Genomic DNA, 18,635 nt, shown 5'->3' with positions numbered 1-18,635 from the left:
CCGCCTGGAGGGCCAGGCGGGCGCGGTGGCGTGGAGCTCAGCGGTCTCCGACGGGGGCCGTCTCGGATCGCGTTCCGGTGGCGGGCGCTGCCTGGTCAGCGCTGCCGGCGTCCTCTCCGGCAAGCCGTGCCGAACGCAGGACGGCGAGCGAGACGACGGCGAGGCCGATCATCAGGGCCGCGCTCGCGACCGAGACGGCGGCCAGCGCGTCGGTGAACGCGGCGTGCGCGGCGCTCAGCAGGTCGGCGGCGACAGCGCCTGGGAGACCCGCAGCGACCTCCACGGCCCCGCTCAGCGAGTCGGCGGCGGCCTCCCGGGATCCGGCCGGCACCTGCCCGGGCACGTCGATCCGGCTGCCGTAGACGGCGGCCCCGAGGCTGCCGAGCGTCGCGACGCCCAGCGCGATCCCGAACTCCCCGGACGTCTGCGCGACGGCCGACGCGGAGCCGGCCTTCTCGACCGGAGCCGTGCCCACGATGAGGTCGAAGACGAAGACGCTGACCGGCGCGGTGCCGAAGAACCCGACGACGGCGCCGGTCATGAGCAGCCCCAGGCCGTCGGCTGCCGCGAGGACGAGGAACCCGGCTCCCGCCAGCCCGAGCCCCGCGGCCATGACGTGCGAAGCGCGGAACCGGCGGGCGACGACCGGAGCCAGCACGGACGCGACCGCCAGGGCCAGTGCCGGCGGCACGAGCCACAGGCCTGCCTTGAGGGGCGACATTCCTTCGATCAGCTGCAGGTACTGGCTGACGAACAGATAGAGCCCGCTCTGCACGATTCCCGTGAGCAGCAGGATCGCCAGTGCGGCGGTGAAGCCCCGCCCCTTGAAGAGCGCCAGGTCGAGCAGCGGGGTCTCCAGGGACTGCTGCCGCCGGACGAACCACAGACCGAAGGCCAGGCCGATCGCAACCGCCACGTACGGCACCGCCCGTGCGGGCTCGTCGGCGATCTCCTTGACCCCGTAGATGACCGGCATGATCGCGGCGAGCGACAGGGCGACGCTGGCGAGGTCCACGCGGCCCGCCGCGGTGTCCCGGTACTCGGGGAGGATCAACGACCCGGCCACCAGGAGGATCACCATCACGGGGACGCCCAGCAGGAACACCGATCCCCACCAGAACGACTCCAGCAGGATCCCGCCGACCACGGGCCCCAGGGCGGCGCCGCCCATGAAGCACGCGGTGAAGATGCCGAACGCCATGGCCCGCTGGCGCGGGTCGCCGAACATCGTGCCGATCAGCGCGAGCGCCGAGGGGCCCAGCGTCGCGCCGGTGACGCCCAGCAGCGCCCGGGCCACGATCATCATTTCCGGGTTCACGGAGTACGCGGCGAGCACGGACGCACCGGCGAACGCCGCCGCGCCGGTCAGCAGCAGCCGCCGGCGGCCGATCCGGTCGCCCAACGTGCCCATGGTGATCATGAAGCCGGCCACCATGAAGCCGTAGACGTCCATGATCCACAACAGCTGGGTCCCGGACGGGCGCAAGTCGGCGCCCAGGTGCGGGGCGGCGAGGAACAACACGCTGTTGTCCAGCGCCAGCAGGAGGACCGGCAGGGCCAGGACGGCGAGGCCGGCCCATTCTCTGGCCCCGGCGCGGGCACCTGCCTCGGGGGATGCGGTCGATGACATGACAGAGCCCTTCTCGAACTCTCGCAAACGGCTGAGCTATCGGTCCCCACGGTGCGCCGAGGTCGTTATGGAGAGATTCGGGTGCGGTTATGCACCGGTTAGCGTGGACCCATGCGTTTCGAGGTGCTCGGCCCGCTGGAGGTCTGGGCGGACGACGGGAGCCCGGTCAAGGTGCCCGAGCTGAAGGTCCGCGCGCTGCTGGCCGATCTGCTGGTGAACGAGGGACATCCGGTGTCGCCGGACCGGCTCATCGCGGACCTGTGGCCGCGGGACATGCCCGGCAAGCCCCTGGCCGCCCTGCGCGCCAAGGTCTCGCAGCTCCGCCGTGCCCTGCGCGAGGCCGAGCCGGACGGGCCGGAACTCGTGATCTCCCGGCCGCCGGGCTACGTCCTCAAGTGCGATGCCGTGGACTCCCGCCGCTTCGAGGAGCTCACCGCCCAGGCACGCGAGGCGGATCGACCCGCCGCCAAGGCGGCGCTCCTGACGGAGGCGCTCAGGCTTTGGCGAGGTCCCGCGTTCGCCGACTTCGCGGACGAGGCGTTCACGCGCAGCGCCATCACGCGGCTGGACGAGCAGCGGCTGACCGCGCAGGAGGATCTCGCGGAGGCCCGCCTGGAGCTCGGCGAGCACAGCGCGCTCATCGGTGAGCTCACCGACCACGTCGATCGCCATCCGTCGCGGGAACGTTTCCACGCCGCCCTCATGCTGGCTCTCTACAGGTCGGGAAGGCAGAACGAAGCACTCGACGTCTACCAGGCCCTGCACCACCGTCTCGGCGAGGACCTCGGCCTCACGCCGAGCCATGAGCTGAACGCCCTCCAGCAGGCGATCCTGGCCCAGGACCCCGCCCTGGAGGCGCCGCGCGTCCGGCCTCGCACGCCGCCCGCCCGCCTCCCCGTCCCGTTGACCGGACTGGTCGGGCGCGCGGACCTCGTGGAGGAGATCCGCATACTGATCACCAAGGAACGGCTGGTCACGCTCACCGGCCCCGGGGGAGTGGGCAAGACCCGGCTCGCGATCGAGGCCGCCGCCCCGTTCCGTGACGGCGCGCACATCGTCGAGCTCGCCCCGCTCGCCCCCGGCGCCTCCCCCGGCAAGGTGGCCGAGGCGGTCGCCGGCGCCCTGGGTCTGGACGACGCCGATCCGGTCGAGGCCCTTTCCGGCGCCGGCGCGCTCCTCCTCCTGGACAACTGCGAGCACGTCATCGAGGCGGTCGCCAAGCTCGCCGACCACCTCCTCAAATCCGCGCCCGAGCTCAGGATCCTCGCCACCAGCCAGGAACCCGTCGGCATCTCCGGCGAGGTCGTCCGCACGGTCCCGCCGCTGCCGGAGCCCGACGCCGTGCGGCTGCTCCTGGACCGGGTATCGGCCGCGGCGCCGGGCTTCGTGCCCGGGCCCGCCGCCGACGCCGCCGTGGCGACGATCTGCCGGCGGCTGGACGGGCTGCCGCTCGCCCTCGAACTGGCCGCCGCCCGCGTCAACGGTCTCGGCGTGACGGAGCTTGCCGCCCGCCTGGACGACCGCTTCCGGCTCCTGGCCGGGGGCCGCCGCGGCACGCCGGACCGCCAGCGCACGCTGCGCGCGACGATCGAGTGGAGCTGGGAGCTGCTGACCGATCCCGAGCGCATCCTCCTCCGCCGGCTCGCCGCCCACCCGGGCGGCCTCACCCTCGAGGCGGCCGAGGAGGTCTGCGCGGGACACGGCGTGGACGCGCAGGAGGTGCCGAGCCTGATGGCGGCCCTCGTCGACCGTTCGCTGGTCCTGCGCGCCGACGGTGCCGGCCAAGCCGGCCGTTACGCGCTGCTGGAGTCGATCGCGGCCTACGGCATGGAACGCCTGCGGGAGTCCGGCGAGCTCGACCTCACGCTGAAGCGCCGCGACCTCTACTACACGATGGTCGCCGAGTGCGCGGAGGTCTACCGTCTCGGTCCCGCCCGGGTCCGGTGGACCGAACGGCTCGCCGCCGAGACGGCCAACCTGCGCGCCTCGTTCGAGAGCGTCCTGCGCCGCCGCGACACCGAACTGGCCGTGCGCCTCGCCGGCGCGCTCGCCTGGTACTGGGTCCAGACCGGCCGCCTGGACGAGGCGCGCCGCTCGCTGGCGGAAGTGCTCGTCCAGGCCCAAGCCCAGCATCGAGAGATCCTCCAGAACGACCGGGACGCCCGCAGGGTCGCCTTCGTTCTCGAAGGACTCGCGGCCATCCAGCTCGTCGACGGCCAGGCCCGCCAGGCGGCCCGGCTGCTCGGCTCGGCCGCAGGCCTCCGCGCGGCGGCCGACCCCGGTGACGTTCACCAGAGCTGCACCCCCACTGAAGGCCCCAGCCGTACGGCCCTTGACGAGAACGCCCGCGTGACGGCCGCCGTGCGCGCCGCTCTGGACGACGACACATTCGAAGCGGAGTTCGTCCGGGGCCGCACCCTCAGCCCGGAGGAGGCGGCGTCCGGGTGGCCGTCGGAGTCTCCTCTGGGGGTGGACCTCCAGACCCCCAGGGCTTCGCCCGGAGGGCGGTCAGAGTCGCCTCTGGGGGTGGACCCCCAGGCCCCCAGGGCTTCGCCCGAAGGGCGGTCAGAGTCGCCTCTGGGGGTGGACCCCCAGACCCCCAGGGCTTCGCCCGAAGGGCGGTCAGAGGTCGGCGTCTAGAGCGAGGCGGCGCACCTCCGGCAGGTACGGGTCAAGCTCTCCCGGCTCGAAACGGCACATGCCGATGCCGAGCCAGAACTCGGCGGTCGAGTTGCCCTCCCACTTGTAGCGCCCGTCAGGGGTGAGCGCGGCCCAGCCTTCCGACAGGCCGAGAAGGGTGGCCTTCCGGGCGGGCGCCGCCGGGTCGCTGACGTCCCAGAGAATGACGGCGCCGTCGTCGCCCGCGCTCGCGAGGGTGGCGCCCCCCGGATCGAACGCCATTGACCAGACGCGCCGGGTGTGCCCGGGGAGGGTGTGCAGGTGCCGTCCAGTGGACGGGTCCCAAAGGCGGATCACCAGGTCGTCGCCGGCGGTCGCCAGAAGCGAGCCCGAGGGGTGGAAGGCGGCGGTCCAGAGCCTGCCGTTGTGGCGGGTCAGCACATGGCGGCTCTCGCCGGTGCGGTGATCCCAGAGGCGTGCGGTGCCGTCGTTGCTCGCGCTGGCCAGGGTCTCGCCGTCGGGATGGAAGGCCACGCGGTAGACGCGGTCGGTGTGGCCGTGCAGCGCCCGCACGCACTCGCCGCTGCGTGCACCCCAGATCCGGACGACCCCGTCGTCGCAGCCGGTGGCCACCAGCCGGCCGTCGGGGCTGAAGTCGATCGACCGGACGCGGCCCCTGTGGTCGGCGAGGTTGACGGTCTCGCGGCCGGTCGTCCAGTACCAGAGCCGGACGCTGTCGTCGTCGTTGGCGGTGGCCAGCACGTCACCGGCGGGACTGAACGCCTGCGCCCAGACGTGGTCGGTCTCGACGTTGAGCTCGCGCTCGAAGGTTCCGGTGCCCGCCTGCCACAGGTGCACGCCGCCGTCGTTGGTGGCGGTCGCCAGCTGCGCACCGCGCGGGTTGAACGCGGCGGAGGTGAGATTGTCGGCGGTGCCGCGCAGCTCCCGGAGGAGCCGGCCGGTGCGCGGCTCCCACAGCCGTACGAGGCCGTCGTTGCCCGCGCTGGCCAGCAGCCCGCCGTCCGGGCTGAAGGCCACGGTGGTGACGCGCCGCCCGTGACCGCGCAGGACCACCCGGCACTGGCCCGTCTCGGCGTCCCATATGCGGGCGGTGCCGTCGTTGCTGCTGGTGGCGAGCTGGGCGCCGTCGGGCCGGAAGCTGAACGGCCAGACGGCGCCGCGGTGCCCGGCGAGTTCGAGGCGCTGGTGCCCGGTCTCGGGATCCCACAGGCGCACCGAGCCCGCGCTGTCAGCCGTGGCGAGGCGGCCGCCGTCGGGGCTGAACGTCACCTGGTAGATGGCGCCGCCGTGACCGGAGAGCGTCAGCGTGTGCCGCGCGTCGTCCCACAGCCGCTCTTTCTCCCACAGCCGCACCGAGCCGTCGGTGTCACCCGTGACCAGCACGTCGCCGCGGGGGTGGAACGCGATGGCGTAGACACGCCCGGTGTGGCCGAGGAGCTCCTGGCGGATGTCGCCCGTACGGATGTCCCAGAGCCGCACCACGCCGGCCTCGTCGCCCGCGGCCAGCAACGATCCGTCCGGGTGGAAGACGGCCCGGTAGACCGCGCCCCGGTGGCCGGTGAGCGTCCGCCGCAGCTCGCCGGTCTCCAGGTCCCACACGCGGAGCGTGCCACCGGCGTCGCCGGTCACCATGCTCCGCGCGTCCGGGTCGAAGACCGCCGTGTAGACGGGCGCGGTGTGACCGGGCAGCTCGTGCCTGAGATCGCCGGTCCTGGTGTCCCAGACGCGGATCGTTCCGTCGGCCGCGCCCGCCGCCACGAGGAAGCTGTCACGAGGCCCCACGACGACGGGCCACACACCTTCGGGATGCACGGTCAGCGTGTGCGCGCAGCGCCCGGTCGCCAGATCCCAGATCCGTACGGTCCCGTCGGCGGATCCGGTGGCGAGGATGTTGCCGGCCGCGTCGAACGCGACCGCGTAGGCCCGGTCGCGGTGCCCTTCCAAGGTGCGGAGCGGGGTGCCGGTGACGGCGTCGACGACCAGCACGCCGCCGTCCTCGCTGCCGACCGCGAGGACCGAGCCCCCAGGGCTGTACGCCAGGGGCTGCGGGAGGCGGCTCGTCTGGAAGTGGAAGCCGTACGGCACGCCCACCGCGGCCGGGGCGACCTGGACGTCGATGGGCCGACCTGGCGCGATGGCGGCCTCGCGGAGCTCGGGCGCCTGCGCGATCCGGTCCGGCAGCGACGCGCTGATGAGCGCCGCCCGCGTCCAGCGGCTGCCCTCGACGGCCACGTCCCGCAGGTCGGCGTTGGCCAGGCGCGCCCGGCCCAGATCGGCGCCGCGCAGGTCGGCACCGGTCAGCCGGGCGTCGTCGAGGCGCGCGCCCACCAGCGACGCGTCCCGCAGGACCGCCCGCGAGAGGTTGGCCCCGACCAGCTGCGCGTCGGTGAGGTCTGCCCCGGTGAGGTCGACCTCTTGAAGGTCACGGTAGGACAGGTCTTCGCCCTGGAGGTTGGCGCCGCGCAGGTCGGCGCGCGCGGGCGTGCGCAGGCGCGTGGTGACCTTGATGGCGTTGGTCCGGGCCACATCATGGCGATCGGGGTCGGCGAGCACGCCGGCGGCCCAGTCCTGGAGGGCGCGGGTGTCGGCGAGGTCGCACAGGAAGTCCACGGTCAGCTGTGACAGCGCCCGCAGCGACAGGGTGCGCGGCTCGGCGGCACGCGTGAACTCGTCCGCGATGTGCCGCGCGACGAGCCACTCCATCACCGAGCTGTGGATGAAGCCGAAGAGCCCCTCCTCGGTCCGCACGAGCAGGCTCCCGGCACCGACCGCGTGCGTCACCTGATGCGGCGACATGCGTCCTTCGGCCAGGTCCGTGAGCGCGTCCGCCACGTCCGACAGCTCGTTCAGCCGCAGGAACGGCTCGTTGCTCTCCCACAGCCGCAGAGCGAGCGTGCCGACCGCGCGCCACATGTCCGTGGTCTCCAGCCCGGAGGGACCCCCCGAGCCCCGCACCCGGTCGGCCTCATGGGAGAGCCAGGAGCCGAGGATCTCGCGGTAGAGGTCCGCCGGGCTGACGGTGTGCCTGGCCTGCGCCACGGCCCGCAGCCGCTCCTCGGGCAGCTCGGCGATGAAGCTCAGCATGCGCGGGTTGCTGGTCAGGCCGAGCAGTTCCTCGATGCCCGACAGGAGCCGCAGCCGAGCCTCGGCGGTCTCCTCGTCCCCGTACCGGTGCACGAGGTACGAGCGGACCTGCGTGGGCGTGAAGTCCTCGATGCCGAGCACCCGCCGGTGGGGGAGCACGCCGACCTTCTCGCCGAGGGCGGTCAGGACCTGCGCCTGCGACTTGAAGTGCTGGGTGCGGCTGGCCACCACGATCTTGGCCTTGTCCTGCGCGGCCTGCAGCAGCGTGTCGAGGTGGTCGGCGGCCTGGTCGTAGGTCACGCGCGTCACGAGCTCGTCGAAGCCGTCGAAGAGCAGCACGATGCGGCCCTGCCGCAGCATGTAGTGGAACGCCTTCAGATCGATCAGCTCCTCGCCGTGGTTGGCCAGGTGCGCGGCCACCAGGCCGTCGACCGAGTGCGCCTTGTCGAGCGCCCGCAGCTCGATGAGGATCGGGATCACGTGCGGCAGCTCGGCCGGGATGCGCCGGGCCAGCTCGCGCAGTGCGAACGTCTTGCCTCGGCCGAAGTCGCCGAGCAGCAGCAGGAACCGGCCATGGTCGGCCGCCAGCAGCCGCAGCATCTCCCCGACCAGGTCCTCGTGGACCTCCGGGCCCGACGCGGGACGGTCGAGGTCGCGGTAGCGCTGCGGCACGTACAACGACGGCGGGTAGAGGCCGCCGGAGGCCAGCCGCCGCGTCTGCCCGCTCACGTACTCCGACAGGTCGAGCAGCCCCTGGAACTCGGTGAGGCTTCGCAGCCTGATCCCGCGCCGCAGCGCGTCCTCACGCAGCGACCGGGGTGGAGCCGAGCCGATGTAGACCAGCTCGGAGCCGTGGTCGGCGCCGTCGGCGTGGACGTGCCTGACGAACGCGTCGACGTCCTCCTCCGAGAGCGCGCCGACGTGCGCTCCGATGCGGTACTGCCGGACGAACCCGTCCTCCAGGTGCGTCAGCAGCAGGTGCGGCGGATCGACTCTGCCGTCTGCCCGCGGAGCAGGGACGATCCTGCGGATCGTGGCCCGCTCGAAGCGCGTCTCGCACGCCTCGGCGATGCGGTCGAGCAGCTCCGCGGTCGGGTCGGGCGCGGGCTCGACCTCCGGCTGGTGCGGCCCGAGCTCGGGTGTCGGCCCGACCGCGGTCTCGGCCGGTGCCTCCTGCCGCGGCACCGGGAACGTGCCGCCGACACGGATCCACTCCCGGGCGAGACGTTCGGGTCCGCGCCGGGTCGCCTCCTCGGGGATCCAGCGTTCCAGGCCGTCCCGCCGCACGACCACGATCTGGTGGCGGCCGGGACCGAGCGCCGGGACGCACGGCGGCCCGGACGGCAGCTGCGGGATGCCGCGGCCGAAGTCGGGCTCGGTGCCCTGGAAGAACAGGTTCACGTGGCCGCCGAGGAGCGTGTCCACGGTGGCCGGGTCGGGATCGCGCAACGCGCCCGGCTCACCGGCGATGGGCGTGTGCTCGACGACCCCGAGGCGCAGCCAGCCCTCGTCCTCGAAGTGGCGCAGCCGTTCGGTGAACCAGGCCGCCTGCGCCTGGCCGACCTGCCCGTACCGGTCGTCCTGGCGGTGGGTCTGCGGGAGCGTGGAGTTGAGGCCCGCGATCACGACCTTGAGATCGGGCACCGGGAACAACGTCCACGGCTGGGCGCTGTCGAAGACCAGGCTGTCGAGGCCCTGGTAGAGCTCCTTGAAGAGCCCGGCGAAGTGCCGCCACTTGGGCCAGTACGGCGGCTGCGGGTCGATGTCGTCGGCCTCGCAGCTGGAGAAGTACGCCTGGGACGCCGCGCGGTTGACGTCGTGGGTGCCCGGCACGATCACCACGCGCTGCGCCTCCAGCCCGAGCAGGGCGCGCAGGCTGGTGAGGAACGACAGCGCCTCGGCGAACTCCTTGCGGCTCCCGGAATGGGTCAGGTTGCCGGAGACGACGAGCAGGTCCGGCCGCGGCACCTCCGCGTCCGCGAGCCGCGTGACGTCGCTCCAGATCCGGTCCTGCAGCTCGGTCGCGGTGGTGGGCTCGCCCGGCTCGGCGAGCGTGCGGCCGAACCGCGGCCCCGCGACGTGCAGCACGCTGATGTGCTCGCGCGGCTCCTGGTCGGCGCCCGGCGCGGCGGGGAACGACGGCGCGGCGACCGGCGCCCGCCTGGCCTGGCGTTCGCCGGTCTGCTCCGGCAGCCGGCCGGAACCACCGGCGAAACCAGAACCACCGGCGGAACCGGAACCCCCGGTGGAACCGGAACCGCCGGGGAACCCGGGTCCGGCCATCGGCATGGCGTGACCCGCGAGGGCCTCCTCGATGCGGCGCATCAGCAGATCGCGCGCCTGGTCGGGATCGTCGACGCCGACCAGGTCGACGTAGGTGATGGTGGACAGCAGCCCGTCGATCGGGCAGTCCTCGATCCGCACCGTCACCAGCTTGTTGGCCGGGTTGTCCGGATCGGCGCGCAGCGCGGTCATCCACTCCCAGCGGCCGTACCGCGAACGCAGGTAGTTGCGCGACAGCACCGCCACCACGACCTTCGCCTCCGACAGGCCCCGGTCCATGAAGTCGATGAAGTTCGTCCCCGGCACGAAGTCCCAGGCCTGCATCATCGTCCGGTGCCCGGCGGCCTCCAGTTGCCAGGCGATCCAGGACGCCCACCGCTCGTCGGCGGGGGAGTAGCTGATGAAGAAATCGGTCGGGCGTTCCTGTCGTGGCGGGCCGGGGGGTGTCATGGGTGGATTATCGCGCGGGCGGCGGCGGGGCGTAGCACCAGACGACACATATGGGATCATGTCGCCGTGTCACCTCCCGGACATGTCCTCCGCCGAGCCGCGGGTGACATGGGCGTGCTCGACTGGATCCGCTTCGGCCTGCTCGGACTCGGCCTGCTCTTCGTGGCCACCGGCCTGCTGCCGCGTGCCGAGGCCGAAGCGAGCATCGGCCGCATCGCCCCGCTGCTGTTGTTCCTGTTCAGTGTCATCGTGCTGGCCGAGCTGACCAAAGAGGCCGGCGTCTTCGACGCGATCGCGCAGCGGCTGGCCAGGTGGGGGCGTGGAGACTACTTCGCGCTGTTCCTGCTGTGCGTGGCGTTCGCCTCGGTCAACACCGTCTTCCTCAACCTCGACACCACGGCCGTGCTGCTCACTCCGGTCCTGCTTGCGCTGGCGGTGCGCGCGCGCATCGCGGCGTTGCCGCTCGCGATGACGACCGTGTGGCTGGCCAACACCGCGAGCCTGCTGCTGCCCGTGTCCAACTTGACCAACCTGCTGGCGGCGCGCCGGGTCGCCCTGGAGACTCCCGCGTTCGCCGAGCGGATGTGGGCGCCGCAGCTGGCGGCCCTCGCCGTCACGATGGTGCTGCTGTGGGTCTTCTACTGGCGCCGTTCGATGCGGGGCGCGGACGCGGACCGTTACGAGCCGCCCGAGCCCGAGCCCGTCCGGGACCGCGTGTTGTTCGGGGCGACCGGGATGGCGTGCCTGCTGTTCATCGCGGCCATCCTCGCGGGCGTGCACACCGGGATCCAGCTGGGCATCGCCGCGACCGTGGCGGCGGTGGTGGCGGTGATCGCGTTCGCGGTGCGGGACCGCGGCTCGCTCCGGCCGTCGCTGATCCCCTGGCAGTTGATGGTCTTCGTCACCGGATTGTTCCTGGTGGTGCCCACGCTGGAGCGGTACGGGCTGGACGAGGTGATGCGGGCGCTCGTCGGCACCGACGACGGGGTGGCCGGGGCGATGCGCGCCGCGTTCGCCGGGGGCGGCCTGTCGAACCTGCTCAACAACCTGCCCGCGTACGTGGCGGGGGAGTCGGCTGTCCCGAAGGAGAATCGGGATCAGCTGCTGCCGCTCCTCATCGGGACGAACGTCGGCCCGGTGATCACGCCGTGGGGCTCGCTGGCGACGTTGTTGTGGTTCGAATGGTGCAGGCGCTGGGACGTCCGAGTTCCGATGCGCAAGTTCGTGTTGACGGGCACGGCGCTGGCAGTGCTGGGATGCGCGGCGTCGGTGGGCGCCCTGCTCGTCACCGGCTGAGCCCTTTCACCGGATGAGCCTTTCACCGGCTGACGGGCACGCCCGCGGCCGGGTCGAGGGCGGCCTCGGCCGTGTGGAGCAGGCGGCCGAGCAACTCGGGACGGGCGGCCACGAAGCCGCGCTCGGCCGGGGGCAGCTCGATGCTCGGCCGGTACGGCCCGCCGTCGAGCGCGCGGAGCTCCGCGCCCGCCTCCTGGGCGAGGAGGGCCCCGGCGGGCAGGTCGATGAGCTCGGGCCGGTAGCCCACGATGCCGTCGATGTCACCGCGGGCCAGCATCACCCACGCGACGAGCGGCGCCCACAGCTGGAGCAGCCGGCCGCCGCGCCGTTCCAGCATCGCCTTCAGCGGCACCGCCACCGCGTCGTCGCTGCCCACGTCGTGGCCCTGGATCCAGGCGAGCACCGGCTTGTCGGCGCGGCCGGGCCGGGGCTGGTCGGGCAGCCGCAGCCGCGTTCCGTCCGGGCCCACCGCGCCCTCGCCCCGCACGGCCCGCCACGTGCGGCGGCTGACCGGCTCGTGGACGACGCCCAGCACCGGGAGCGGCCCCTCGCAGAGCGCCAGGCCGACGGCGCACACCGGCATGCCGATCGCGACATTGTTGGTCCCGTCGAGCGGGTCGACCAGCCAGGTGAAGCCGCTGTCGCCCGCGCCGACGGCACCCGCCTCCTCGGAGATGACGAGGTGCCCGGGGAACGCGCCGCCGATCCGTTCCAGGATCAGCTCCTCGCAGGCCAGGTCCAGGTCGGTGACGACGTCCACGCCGGTGCCCTTGAGGTGGACGTCCAGCGGTCCCGCCATCCGGGCGCGCAGGAGATCCCCGGCGGCCTCGGCCGCCTCGGCGGCGACGCGTCCCGCCTCAATGAGATCGACCGGAAAGGCCGGTGCGGGGTGCGATGAGTTCATCGGGGCCTCTCCGTACTCTGCGGTCAGGCGTACTCGCGGTCAGACATACTGTGCGGTCAGAGTCGTGCCGAAGGATGGACATCGTCGGGAGCCATGCCAGGGCGGGCCGTGCCGGGACGGGCCGTGCCGGAGCGGGCCGTGCCGGAGCGGGTCGTGCCGGGGTGAGCCTGGGACAGCAGCCGCGCCGACCGCAGGGCCGCCCGGGTGGCCACGTCGGGCGCGCAGCGTTCGCGCTGGGTCCGGTGGGTGGGGACGTCGAGGGGGCCGATGGACAGGTCGCCGCGTCCGGGCGTCCGGCGCCCCAGCGCGATCGTCGCCGCGTCCGGGCCGCCCTCGATGAACGTGCTGTGGAAGACGCCGGCCGGGAGCGTGTAGGTGTCGCCCGTCCGGTGGACCGACGAGTCGCCGGGGGTGCAGCTGACCGTGCGGGACGTGGCGTGCAGCTCGTCGATCCCGCCGCGGCTGACCACCTCGAAGATCCGCTGCTGGTCCGCGGTGCGCTCCGGGGGTTCGGTGACGTCGGCGCGGGCGTTGCGCACGGTCCCGTACAGCACGAAGCTGATCAGGTCCCAGCTGTGGCAGTGCACCGGCGAGGTGGTCGCCGGTGCCGCCGGCACCTCCGGGGACCAGATGTGCAGGCAGACGCCGAGGTCGCCGCTGCGCTCCACCGGCAGGCACAGGAAACCCAGCGGGTGCCGCACCGCCGCGACCGCCAGCCGCCCGGCGGCGACGTCGTCGAGCACCCGGTGGGCCCACGCGGGCAGCACGGCCGCCGCCGTGCCCGCGGTGAGCGCGCGCTGGATGTCGTCGTAACGCATCATTCGAAGGGGTCCTTGGCCCGGAGGGCCTTGCGGATGATCTCGGCGATGTCCCGGTCGGTGTAGCCCCGGGCCAGCTCGATGCCGAGGACCTCGAAGAGCTTGCGCGCCTCCTCGACGGTCGGCTCGTCGTCGAGCGGCGCCAGCCGGGCCTGCTCGATCGGGACGCGGCGCGCCTGGTCCAGGCTGATCTGGAGCTCGGCGCTGTACCAGCCGTAGTAGAACTTGTCAGCGGCGATCACCAGTGCCTCGCCGCGCGGGTCGTCCCGCGTGACCACCACCCACGACTTGGACAGGTCGTAGCGGAGGGTCGTCATCGTCTGGGACAGGCCCATGTCGATGTCGAGCATGCCGAACCGCTGCTTGTGCCAGCACGCCGCCAGGATCGTCGCGTACGCCTCCTTGCGGGTGCGTTCGGTCGTCCACTGCTCGCCGGTGCCGTCCGGCTCGTCGGAGACCGACCGGCGGTGCCGCGCGTAGGCCTCGCAGACCCCGACGTTGGTCGGATCCAGGATCTCGAGCCGGAACAGCAGGGTGCGCCGTTCGCGCCGGGCCGCCGCCACGCATTCGGGGAGCGTCCGGGCGCGGATGTAGGTGCCGGTGCCGCCCTTGAAGAACCAGCGGTCGGTGTCGCGCCGCGCCTCGGCGAGGACCTGGCCCACCTGCGCGCCGCTGATCACCCGGACCACGGCGGTCTCGTCGAGCGCCCGCTTGGTGTCGGAGATCACACTCTCGAAGCGCTCGATGTGCTCGAGCCGTTCGCTGAGCCCGTCCAGCGTGGCCGAGGACGCCCGCAGCGTGTCGCGGACCTCGGCCTCGACGGGGATCCGGCGGCCGCGGTCGCGCAGGATCGAGGACGCCAGCAGGCCGATCACCGCCAGGATGGCGCTGTTGATCACCTGGTTCTCGTTGGGGATCTTCAGGCCGATGCTGATCACTGCGACGACGATGGCGAGGACGAGCGCGATGAAGGCGTCGGCGTTCTTCCCGAGCCAGATGGCGAATCGGGTCATCGTGGGCTAATTCCCCGTTCCCTGGGCGGCGTCGTCATCGTAACCAGAGTGCCGGTGGCAAGCCACTCGATAGGCGCCTGCGACGGTGCCGGCGGCACGCCGGAATCGCCGTCCTGGTACGGCTTCCGCGCATCGGACCCGGTGTCGCGCGGGTGCCCGGGCGCTGCCGGGAGAGTGCTCCAGGGCGCTCTGGGGAGGGTGCCCAGAAGGTGTCGGAAAGGTGCCGGTGGAAAGTCGGTGTGCTGCGGTATTTATCTGGCCTGGTCAGGTAATGCCTCGCTATAGGCTCGTCACATGCGCTTTCGGAACTGGTGGTCGGCGCTGTGGCCGACACGTCGGTCTCGGGCGCTGGACCTTTCCCTGGCCGGTGGCACCGCCGTCTTCGACGCGACCTGGCTGTGGTTCGCGCCTCAGGAGTTCTGGCTGCCGCCACCGGTGGTCTCGGTGTGCGCCGCGATCCTGGCCCTGAGCCTGGTGCTGCGGCGGCGCCATCCCGTCGGGATCGCGGTCTACCAGGTGGTGTGGGGCACGGTGACGGGCGCGGGCGGCATCGCCTCCCTGGTCATCCTGTATTCGCTGGGGGCGTACACGGCGTCCCGGCGCACGGTGATCCTGGTCGCGTTGGCCGGATACCTCGCGTTCCTGGCATGGCCCGGCCCTACGGCGACCGATGACCCCTTTCTGGCCCTGGTGACGCTCGGCGTGGCGTTCACGGCGCTGCCGGTGGTGCTGGGCCTCTACATGGGCGCGCGCAAACAGCTGATCGCCTCCCTGCAGGAGCGGACGCGGCGGCTCGAACGCGAGGTCCATCTGCTCGCCGAGAAGGCCAGGGCCGAGGAGCGCACCCGCATCGCCCGCGAGATGCACGACGTCGTCGCCAACCGGGTGAGCGTCATGGTCGTCCACGCGGGTGCCCTCAAGGCCGTCGCCGCCCGCGATCCCGCGCGCGCCGCCGAGACCGCGGCGGTGATCGGCGACATGGGGCGGCAGGCGCTGGACGAGCTGCGGCAGGTCATCGGGGTGCTGCGGCAGGGCGAGCAGGCGCTGCCCCTGAGCACGCCGACGCTGGACGATCTCCGTGAGCTGGTCGGCCAGTCCACGTCCGCCGGGCTTCGCGCCGATCTGTGCGTCCAAGGGGAGGAACGTGCCATCCCTCCGGCGGTCGGCCGGACGGTCTACCGGCTGATCCAGGAGGGCCTGACGAACGTGCACAAGCACGCGGGCGACGCCGACACCAAGATCGGCCTGCTGCTGTTGCCGGAGGCGGTCGAGGTGGAGGTCGAGAACGCCCCGCCGGACGGCCGGCCGGAGCACGGCCTGCCCAGCGGCGGCAACGGCCTGGTGGGCCTCAGGGAACGGGTCGTGGCCCTGGGCGGGACGTTCGAGGCCGGCCCCTGCGAGAACGGCGGTTACGCCGTCCGGGCCAGGATCCCGCTCCCCGCCTCCTGACCGCCAGAGCGGAAATACCGCGGCTCGGGCGATTGTCGTACCCCCTGCATAGAGTGGGGGGATGCGGGTCGACCTGGCCCGCGGGGGTTTGATCAGGGAGATTGAAGGCATGCGGCCGATCACTGACCTGCAGCGCAAGGTGGCGCCGTTCGAGGTCGTCACGGAGATGACGCCGTCCGGCGACCAGCCGCAGGCGATCGCCGAGCTGGCCGAGCGCATCCGGCGGGGCGACAAGGACGCCGTGCTGCTGGGCGCCACCGGCACCGGCAAGACCGCCACGATCGCCTGGCTCGTCGAGGAGCTCCAGCGGCCCGTCCTGGTCATGCAGCCCAACAAGACGCTGGCCGCGCAGTTCGCCAACGAGCTGCGCGAGATGATGCCGCACAACGCCGTCGAATACTTCGTCTCGTACTACGACTACTACCAGCCTGAGGCCTACATCCCGCAGACCGACACCTACATCGAGAAGGACTCCTCGATCAACGACGAGGTCGACCGGCTCCGCCACTCGGCGACCAACTCGCTGCTGACCCGCCGCGACACCATCGTCGTCGCCTCCGTCTCGTGCATCTACGGCCTGGGCACCCCGCAGGAGTACGTCGACCGCATGGTCCAGCTCCGCGTCGGCCAGCAGATCGAACGCGACGACCTCCTCCGCCAGCTCGTCGGCATGCAGTACACCCGCAACGACCTGGCGTTCACCCGCGGCACGTTCCGCGTCCGCGGCGACACGGTCGAGATCATCCCGCAGTACGAGGAGCTCGCGGTCCGCATCGAGATGTTCGGCGACGAGATCGAGAAGCTCGCCACCCTCCACCCGCTCACCGGCGAGGTGATCACCGAGGACGACGAGCTCTACGTCTTCCCCGCCTCGCACTACGTCGCGGGCCCCGAGCGCATGGAGCGCGCGATCGGCGGCATCGAGGCCGAGCTCGAAGAGACCCTGGCCGCCATGGAGCGCCAGAACAAGATGCTCGAGGCCCAGCGCCTGCGCATGCGCACCACCTACGACATCGAGATGATGCGCCAGGTCGGCACCTGCTCCGGCATCGAGAACTACTCGCGCCACATCGACGGCCGCGAGGCTGGCACCGCGCCCAACACCCTGCTGGACTTCTTCCCCGAGGACTTCCTGCTCGTGATCGACGAGTCCCACCAGACCGTCCCGCAGATCGGCGCGATGTACGAGGGCGACGCCTCCCGCAAGCGCATGCTGGTCGAGCACGGCTTCCGCCTGCCGTCGGCGATGGACAACCGCCCGCTCAAATGGGAGGAGTTCCTGGAGCGCATCGGCCAGACCGTCTACCTGTCGGCGACCCCCGGCACGTACGAGATGAACCGGGTCAAGGGCGACGTCGTCGAGCAGGTCATCCGCCCCACCGGCCTGATCGACCCCGAGATCGTCGTCAAGCCCACCAAGGGCCAGATCGACGACCTGATCCACGAGATCCGGCTGCGCACCGAGAAGGACGAGCGCGTCCTGGTCACCACCCTCACCAAGAAGATGTCCGAGGACCTCACCGACTACCTTCTCGAGCTCGGCATCCAGGTCCGCTACCTGCACAGCGAGGTCGACACGCTGCGCCGCATCGAGCTGCTCCGCGAGCTGCGCGCCGGCGAGTTCGACGTCCTCGTCGGCATCAACCTCCTCCGCGAGGGCCTCGACCTGCCCGAGGTCTCCCTCGTCGCGATCCTCGACGCCGACAAGGAGGGCTTCCTGCGTTCGGAGACCTCCCTCATCCAGACCATCGGCCGTGCCGCCCGCAACGTCTCCGGCCAGGTCCACATGTACGCCGACACGGTCACGCCGTCCATGGCGCGCGCGATCGACGAGACCAACCGCCGGCGCGCCAAGCAGCAGGCCTACAACACCGAGAACGGCATCGAGCCCACCGCGCTCCGCAAGAAGATCGCCGACATCCTCGACTCCCTCGCCCGCGAGGACGCCGACACCGAGACCCTCATCGGCGGCGCCGGTCGCCAGCAGAGCCGCGGCAAGGCGCCCGTCCCGGGCCTGGCCTCGCGCCGGAAGGAAGTCGGCCGCCACGCCGCCGACCTCGTCGGCGAGCGCCCCCGCGAGGAGATGGAGTCGCTCATCGAGCAGATGACCGACCAGATGCACCAGGCCGCCACCGACCTGCAGTTCGAGCTCGCCGCCCGCCTCCGCGACGAGATCAAGGAGCTCAAGCGCGAGCTCCGCGACATGAAGGAGGCAGGCGTCAGATGACCGGCGATCCCCCGCTTCCCCGGCGGGGCCCAAAGGCCCCGCCACCGTGGGGGCTGGGTGGCGGGGCCGGCTTTCGTGGGCGTCGTCGTCAGCTCTTGGCGGCCACGTGGCCCTGGCGACCGGCCTTCTTGACGCTCGCCCAGGACTTGGCCAGGGTCGCGGTGTGGTAGGTGTTGTCCCACGGGTCCCACCACAGGATCTTGGGGCTCGACCCGGTGGTGTAGCCGCGGACGACCATCATGTGGCCGGTCTTGTTGTTGACCTGGCGGCCCCACGGTTTGTAGCCGAAGTACACCCGGTACGCCAGCGCGACCTTCTTCGAGCCGACGGCGGCCTTGATGTTGGTCAGGAACGCACTCTGCGAGCCCGGGCGCAGGGCCACCACGTCGTACTGGCCGCTGCCGTACGTGCTGAGGGCCTTGCGGAGCCCGTTGCGGAAACCGGCGGGGGTCGTCCCGCCGGAGTCGGTCCCCATGTAGCCGGCCAGCTTGCTCTGGCTGGGCAGGCCACGGCTGATCAGGCGGGAGAGCATGGCGCGCCCGGCGGCCGGGACACACCAGTAGCTGCGCTGCTGCTTCTGGACCTTGATGGTGACCTTCTTGGTCGCCAAGATCTCGGCGGAAGGTGCCGGAGCGGCGACCGGAGCCGGCGGGGCGGCCGGCGCGGCGTGCGCCGGGGCGACGGCGATGCCGGCCAGCAGCGGCGGCGCCAGGACGGCGGCACCGACGAGCGCCGTGATTCGGGGAGTTCGGGTCATACCGTGGGATTATGGGAGCTCTGGCGGGGCGGCATCAGGGCCCCTGGCACCAACCTGCCGTTAGTGCCAGGGGGCTAGGCGTGT

The 18,635-nt window shown here is 72.2% G+C and carries 10 protein-coding genes; 4 read left to right on the top strand and 6 right to left on the bottom strand.

The genetic code is table 11. The features are described from left to right. Window positions 1-37: 37 nt before the first annotated feature. A complete protein-coding gene (locus tag F8566_RS37370) occupies window positions 38-1,630 on the bottom strand; it encodes an MFS transporter (protein ID WP_151566793.1) in 1,593 nt (530 codons plus the stop codon). Between the two features lie 111 nt (window positions 1,631-1,741). Between F8566_RS37370 and F8566_RS37365 the strand changes: the two genes are divergently transcribed. Further along, the gene (locus F8566_RS37365; RefSeq protein ID WP_225993856.1) at window positions 1,742-4,270 is read left to right on the top strand and encodes a BTAD domain-containing putative transcriptional regulator; all 2,529 of its coding nucleotides are present in this window, start codon (window positions 1,742-1,744) and stop codon (window positions 4,268-4,270) included. Here F8566_RS37365 and F8566_RS37360 read toward each other — a convergent pair. After that, a complete protein-coding gene (locus tag F8566_RS37360; protein ID WP_151566791.1) occupies window positions 4,253-10,087 on the bottom strand; it encodes a WD40 domain-containing protein in 5,835 nt (1,944 codons plus the stop codon). The two genes, F8566_RS37365 and F8566_RS37360, sit on opposite strands and share 18 nt — an antisense overlap. Window positions 10,088-10,153: 66 nt before the next feature. Here F8566_RS37360 and F8566_RS37355 point away from each other — a divergent pair, with 66 nt between their 5' ends. After that, on the top strand, window positions 10,154-11,383 hold the full coding sequence (locus F8566_RS37355; RefSeq protein ID WP_225993855.1) for an ArsB/NhaD family transporter: 1,230 nt from the start codon (window positions 10,154-10,156) through the stop codon (window positions 11,381-11,383). A 22-nt stretch (window positions 11,384-11,405) separates the two neighbouring features. On the opposite strand, the gene F8566_RS37350 is transcribed toward F8566_RS37355, so the two are convergent. The 3 genes from F8566_RS37350 to F8566_RS37340 are packed head-to-tail and all read right to left on the bottom strand — an operon-like array spanning window position 11,406 to window position 14,118. Further along, window positions 11,406-12,287: an inositol monophosphatase family protein gene (locus tag F8566_RS37350; RefSeq protein ID WP_151566789.1), complete on the bottom strand. Its 882-nt coding sequence runs from the start codon at window positions 12,285-12,287 to the stop codon at window positions 11,406-11,408. A 56-nt stretch (window positions 12,288-12,343) separates the two neighbouring features. Beyond that, the gene (locus F8566_RS37345; RefSeq protein ID WP_192810059.1) at window positions 12,344-13,108 is read right to left on the bottom strand and encodes a hypothetical protein; all 765 of its coding nucleotides are present in this window, start codon (window positions 13,106-13,108) and stop codon (window positions 12,344-12,346) included. Then, window positions 13,105-14,118 carry a hypothetical protein gene (locus F8566_RS37340; protein WP_151566787.1) on the bottom strand — a complete coding sequence of 338 codons (1,014 nt, stop codon included), beginning with the start codon at window positions 14,116-14,118 and terminating at the stop codon, window positions 13,105-13,107. Before F8566_RS37340 ends, F8566_RS37345 begins: the two co-directional genes overlap by 4 nt. Before the next feature lie 294 nt (window positions 14,119-14,412). Here F8566_RS37340 and F8566_RS37335 point away from each other — a divergent pair, with 294 nt between their 5' ends. Both F8566_RS37335 and uvrB read left to right on the top strand, forming a co-directional pair. Beyond that, the gene (locus tag F8566_RS37335; protein WP_151566785.1) at window positions 14,413-15,567 is read left to right on the top strand and encodes a sensor histidine kinase; all 1,155 of its coding nucleotides are present in this window, start codon (window positions 14,413-14,415) and stop codon (window positions 15,565-15,567) included. A gap of 109 nt (window positions 15,568-15,676) precedes the next feature. Next, window positions 15,677-17,794, top strand: coding sequence for an excinuclease ABC subunit UvrB (gene uvrB / locus F8566_RS37330; protein ID WP_151566783.1), 2,118 nt, complete (start codon window positions 15,677-15,679; stop codon window positions 17,792-17,794). 88 nt (window positions 17,795-17,882) lie between these two features. Here the strand turns inward: uvrB and F8566_RS37325 are convergent, their stop codons facing one another. Continuing rightward, entirely contained in the window at window positions 17,883-18,551 is a 669-nt protein-coding gene (locus F8566_RS37325; RefSeq protein ID WP_151566781.1) for a C39 family peptidase, read from the bottom strand. Window positions 18,552-18,635: the final 84 nt, after the last annotated feature.

The organism is Actinomadura rudentiformis (assembly GCF_008923185.1).
GTDB classification, from domain to species: domain Bacteria; phylum Actinomycetota; class Actinomycetes; order Streptosporangiales; family Streptosporangiaceae; genus Spirillospora; species Spirillospora rudentiformis.
This window is presented reverse-complemented; position numbering and strand designations above follow the sequence as displayed.

What these genes read in the sequence shown, in the direction of transcription:
- F8566_RS37370 (WP_151566793.1), bottom strand. Translation starts at nt 1,630, where the DNA reads ATGTCATCGACCGCATCCCCCGAGGCAGGTGCCCGCGCCGGGGCCAGA.
- F8566_RS37365 (WP_225993856.1), top strand. Translation starts at nt 1,742, where the DNA reads ATGCGTTTCGAGGTGCTCGGCCCGCTGGAGGTCTGGGCGGACGACGGG.
- F8566_RS37360 (WP_151566791.1), bottom strand. Translation starts at nt 10,087, where the DNA reads ATGACACCCCCCGGCCCGCCACGACAGGAACGCCCGACCGATTTCTTC.
- F8566_RS37350 (WP_151566789.1), bottom strand. Translation starts at nt 12,287, where the DNA reads ATGAACTCATCGCACCCCGCACCGGCCTTTCCGGTCGATCTCATTGAG.
- F8566_RS37345 (WP_192810059.1), bottom strand. Translation starts at nt 13,108, where the DNA reads ATGATGCGTTACGACGACATCCAGCGCGCGCTCACCGCGGGCACGGCG.
- F8566_RS37340 (WP_151566787.1), bottom strand. Translation starts at nt 14,118, where the DNA reads ATGACCCGATTCGCCATCTGGCTCGGGAAGAACGCCGACGCCTTCATC.
- F8566_RS37335 (WP_151566785.1), top strand. Translation starts at nt 14,413, where the DNA reads ATGCGCTTTCGGAACTGGTGGTCGGCGCTGTGGCCGACACGTCGGTCT.
- uvrB (WP_151566783.1), top strand. Translation starts at nt 15,677, where the DNA reads ATGCGGCCGATCACTGACCTGCAGCGCAAGGTGGCGCCGTTCGAGGTC.
- F8566_RS37325 (WP_151566781.1), bottom strand. Translation starts at nt 18,551, where the DNA reads ATGACCCGAACTCCCCGAATCACGGCGCTCGTCGGTGCCGCCGTCCTG.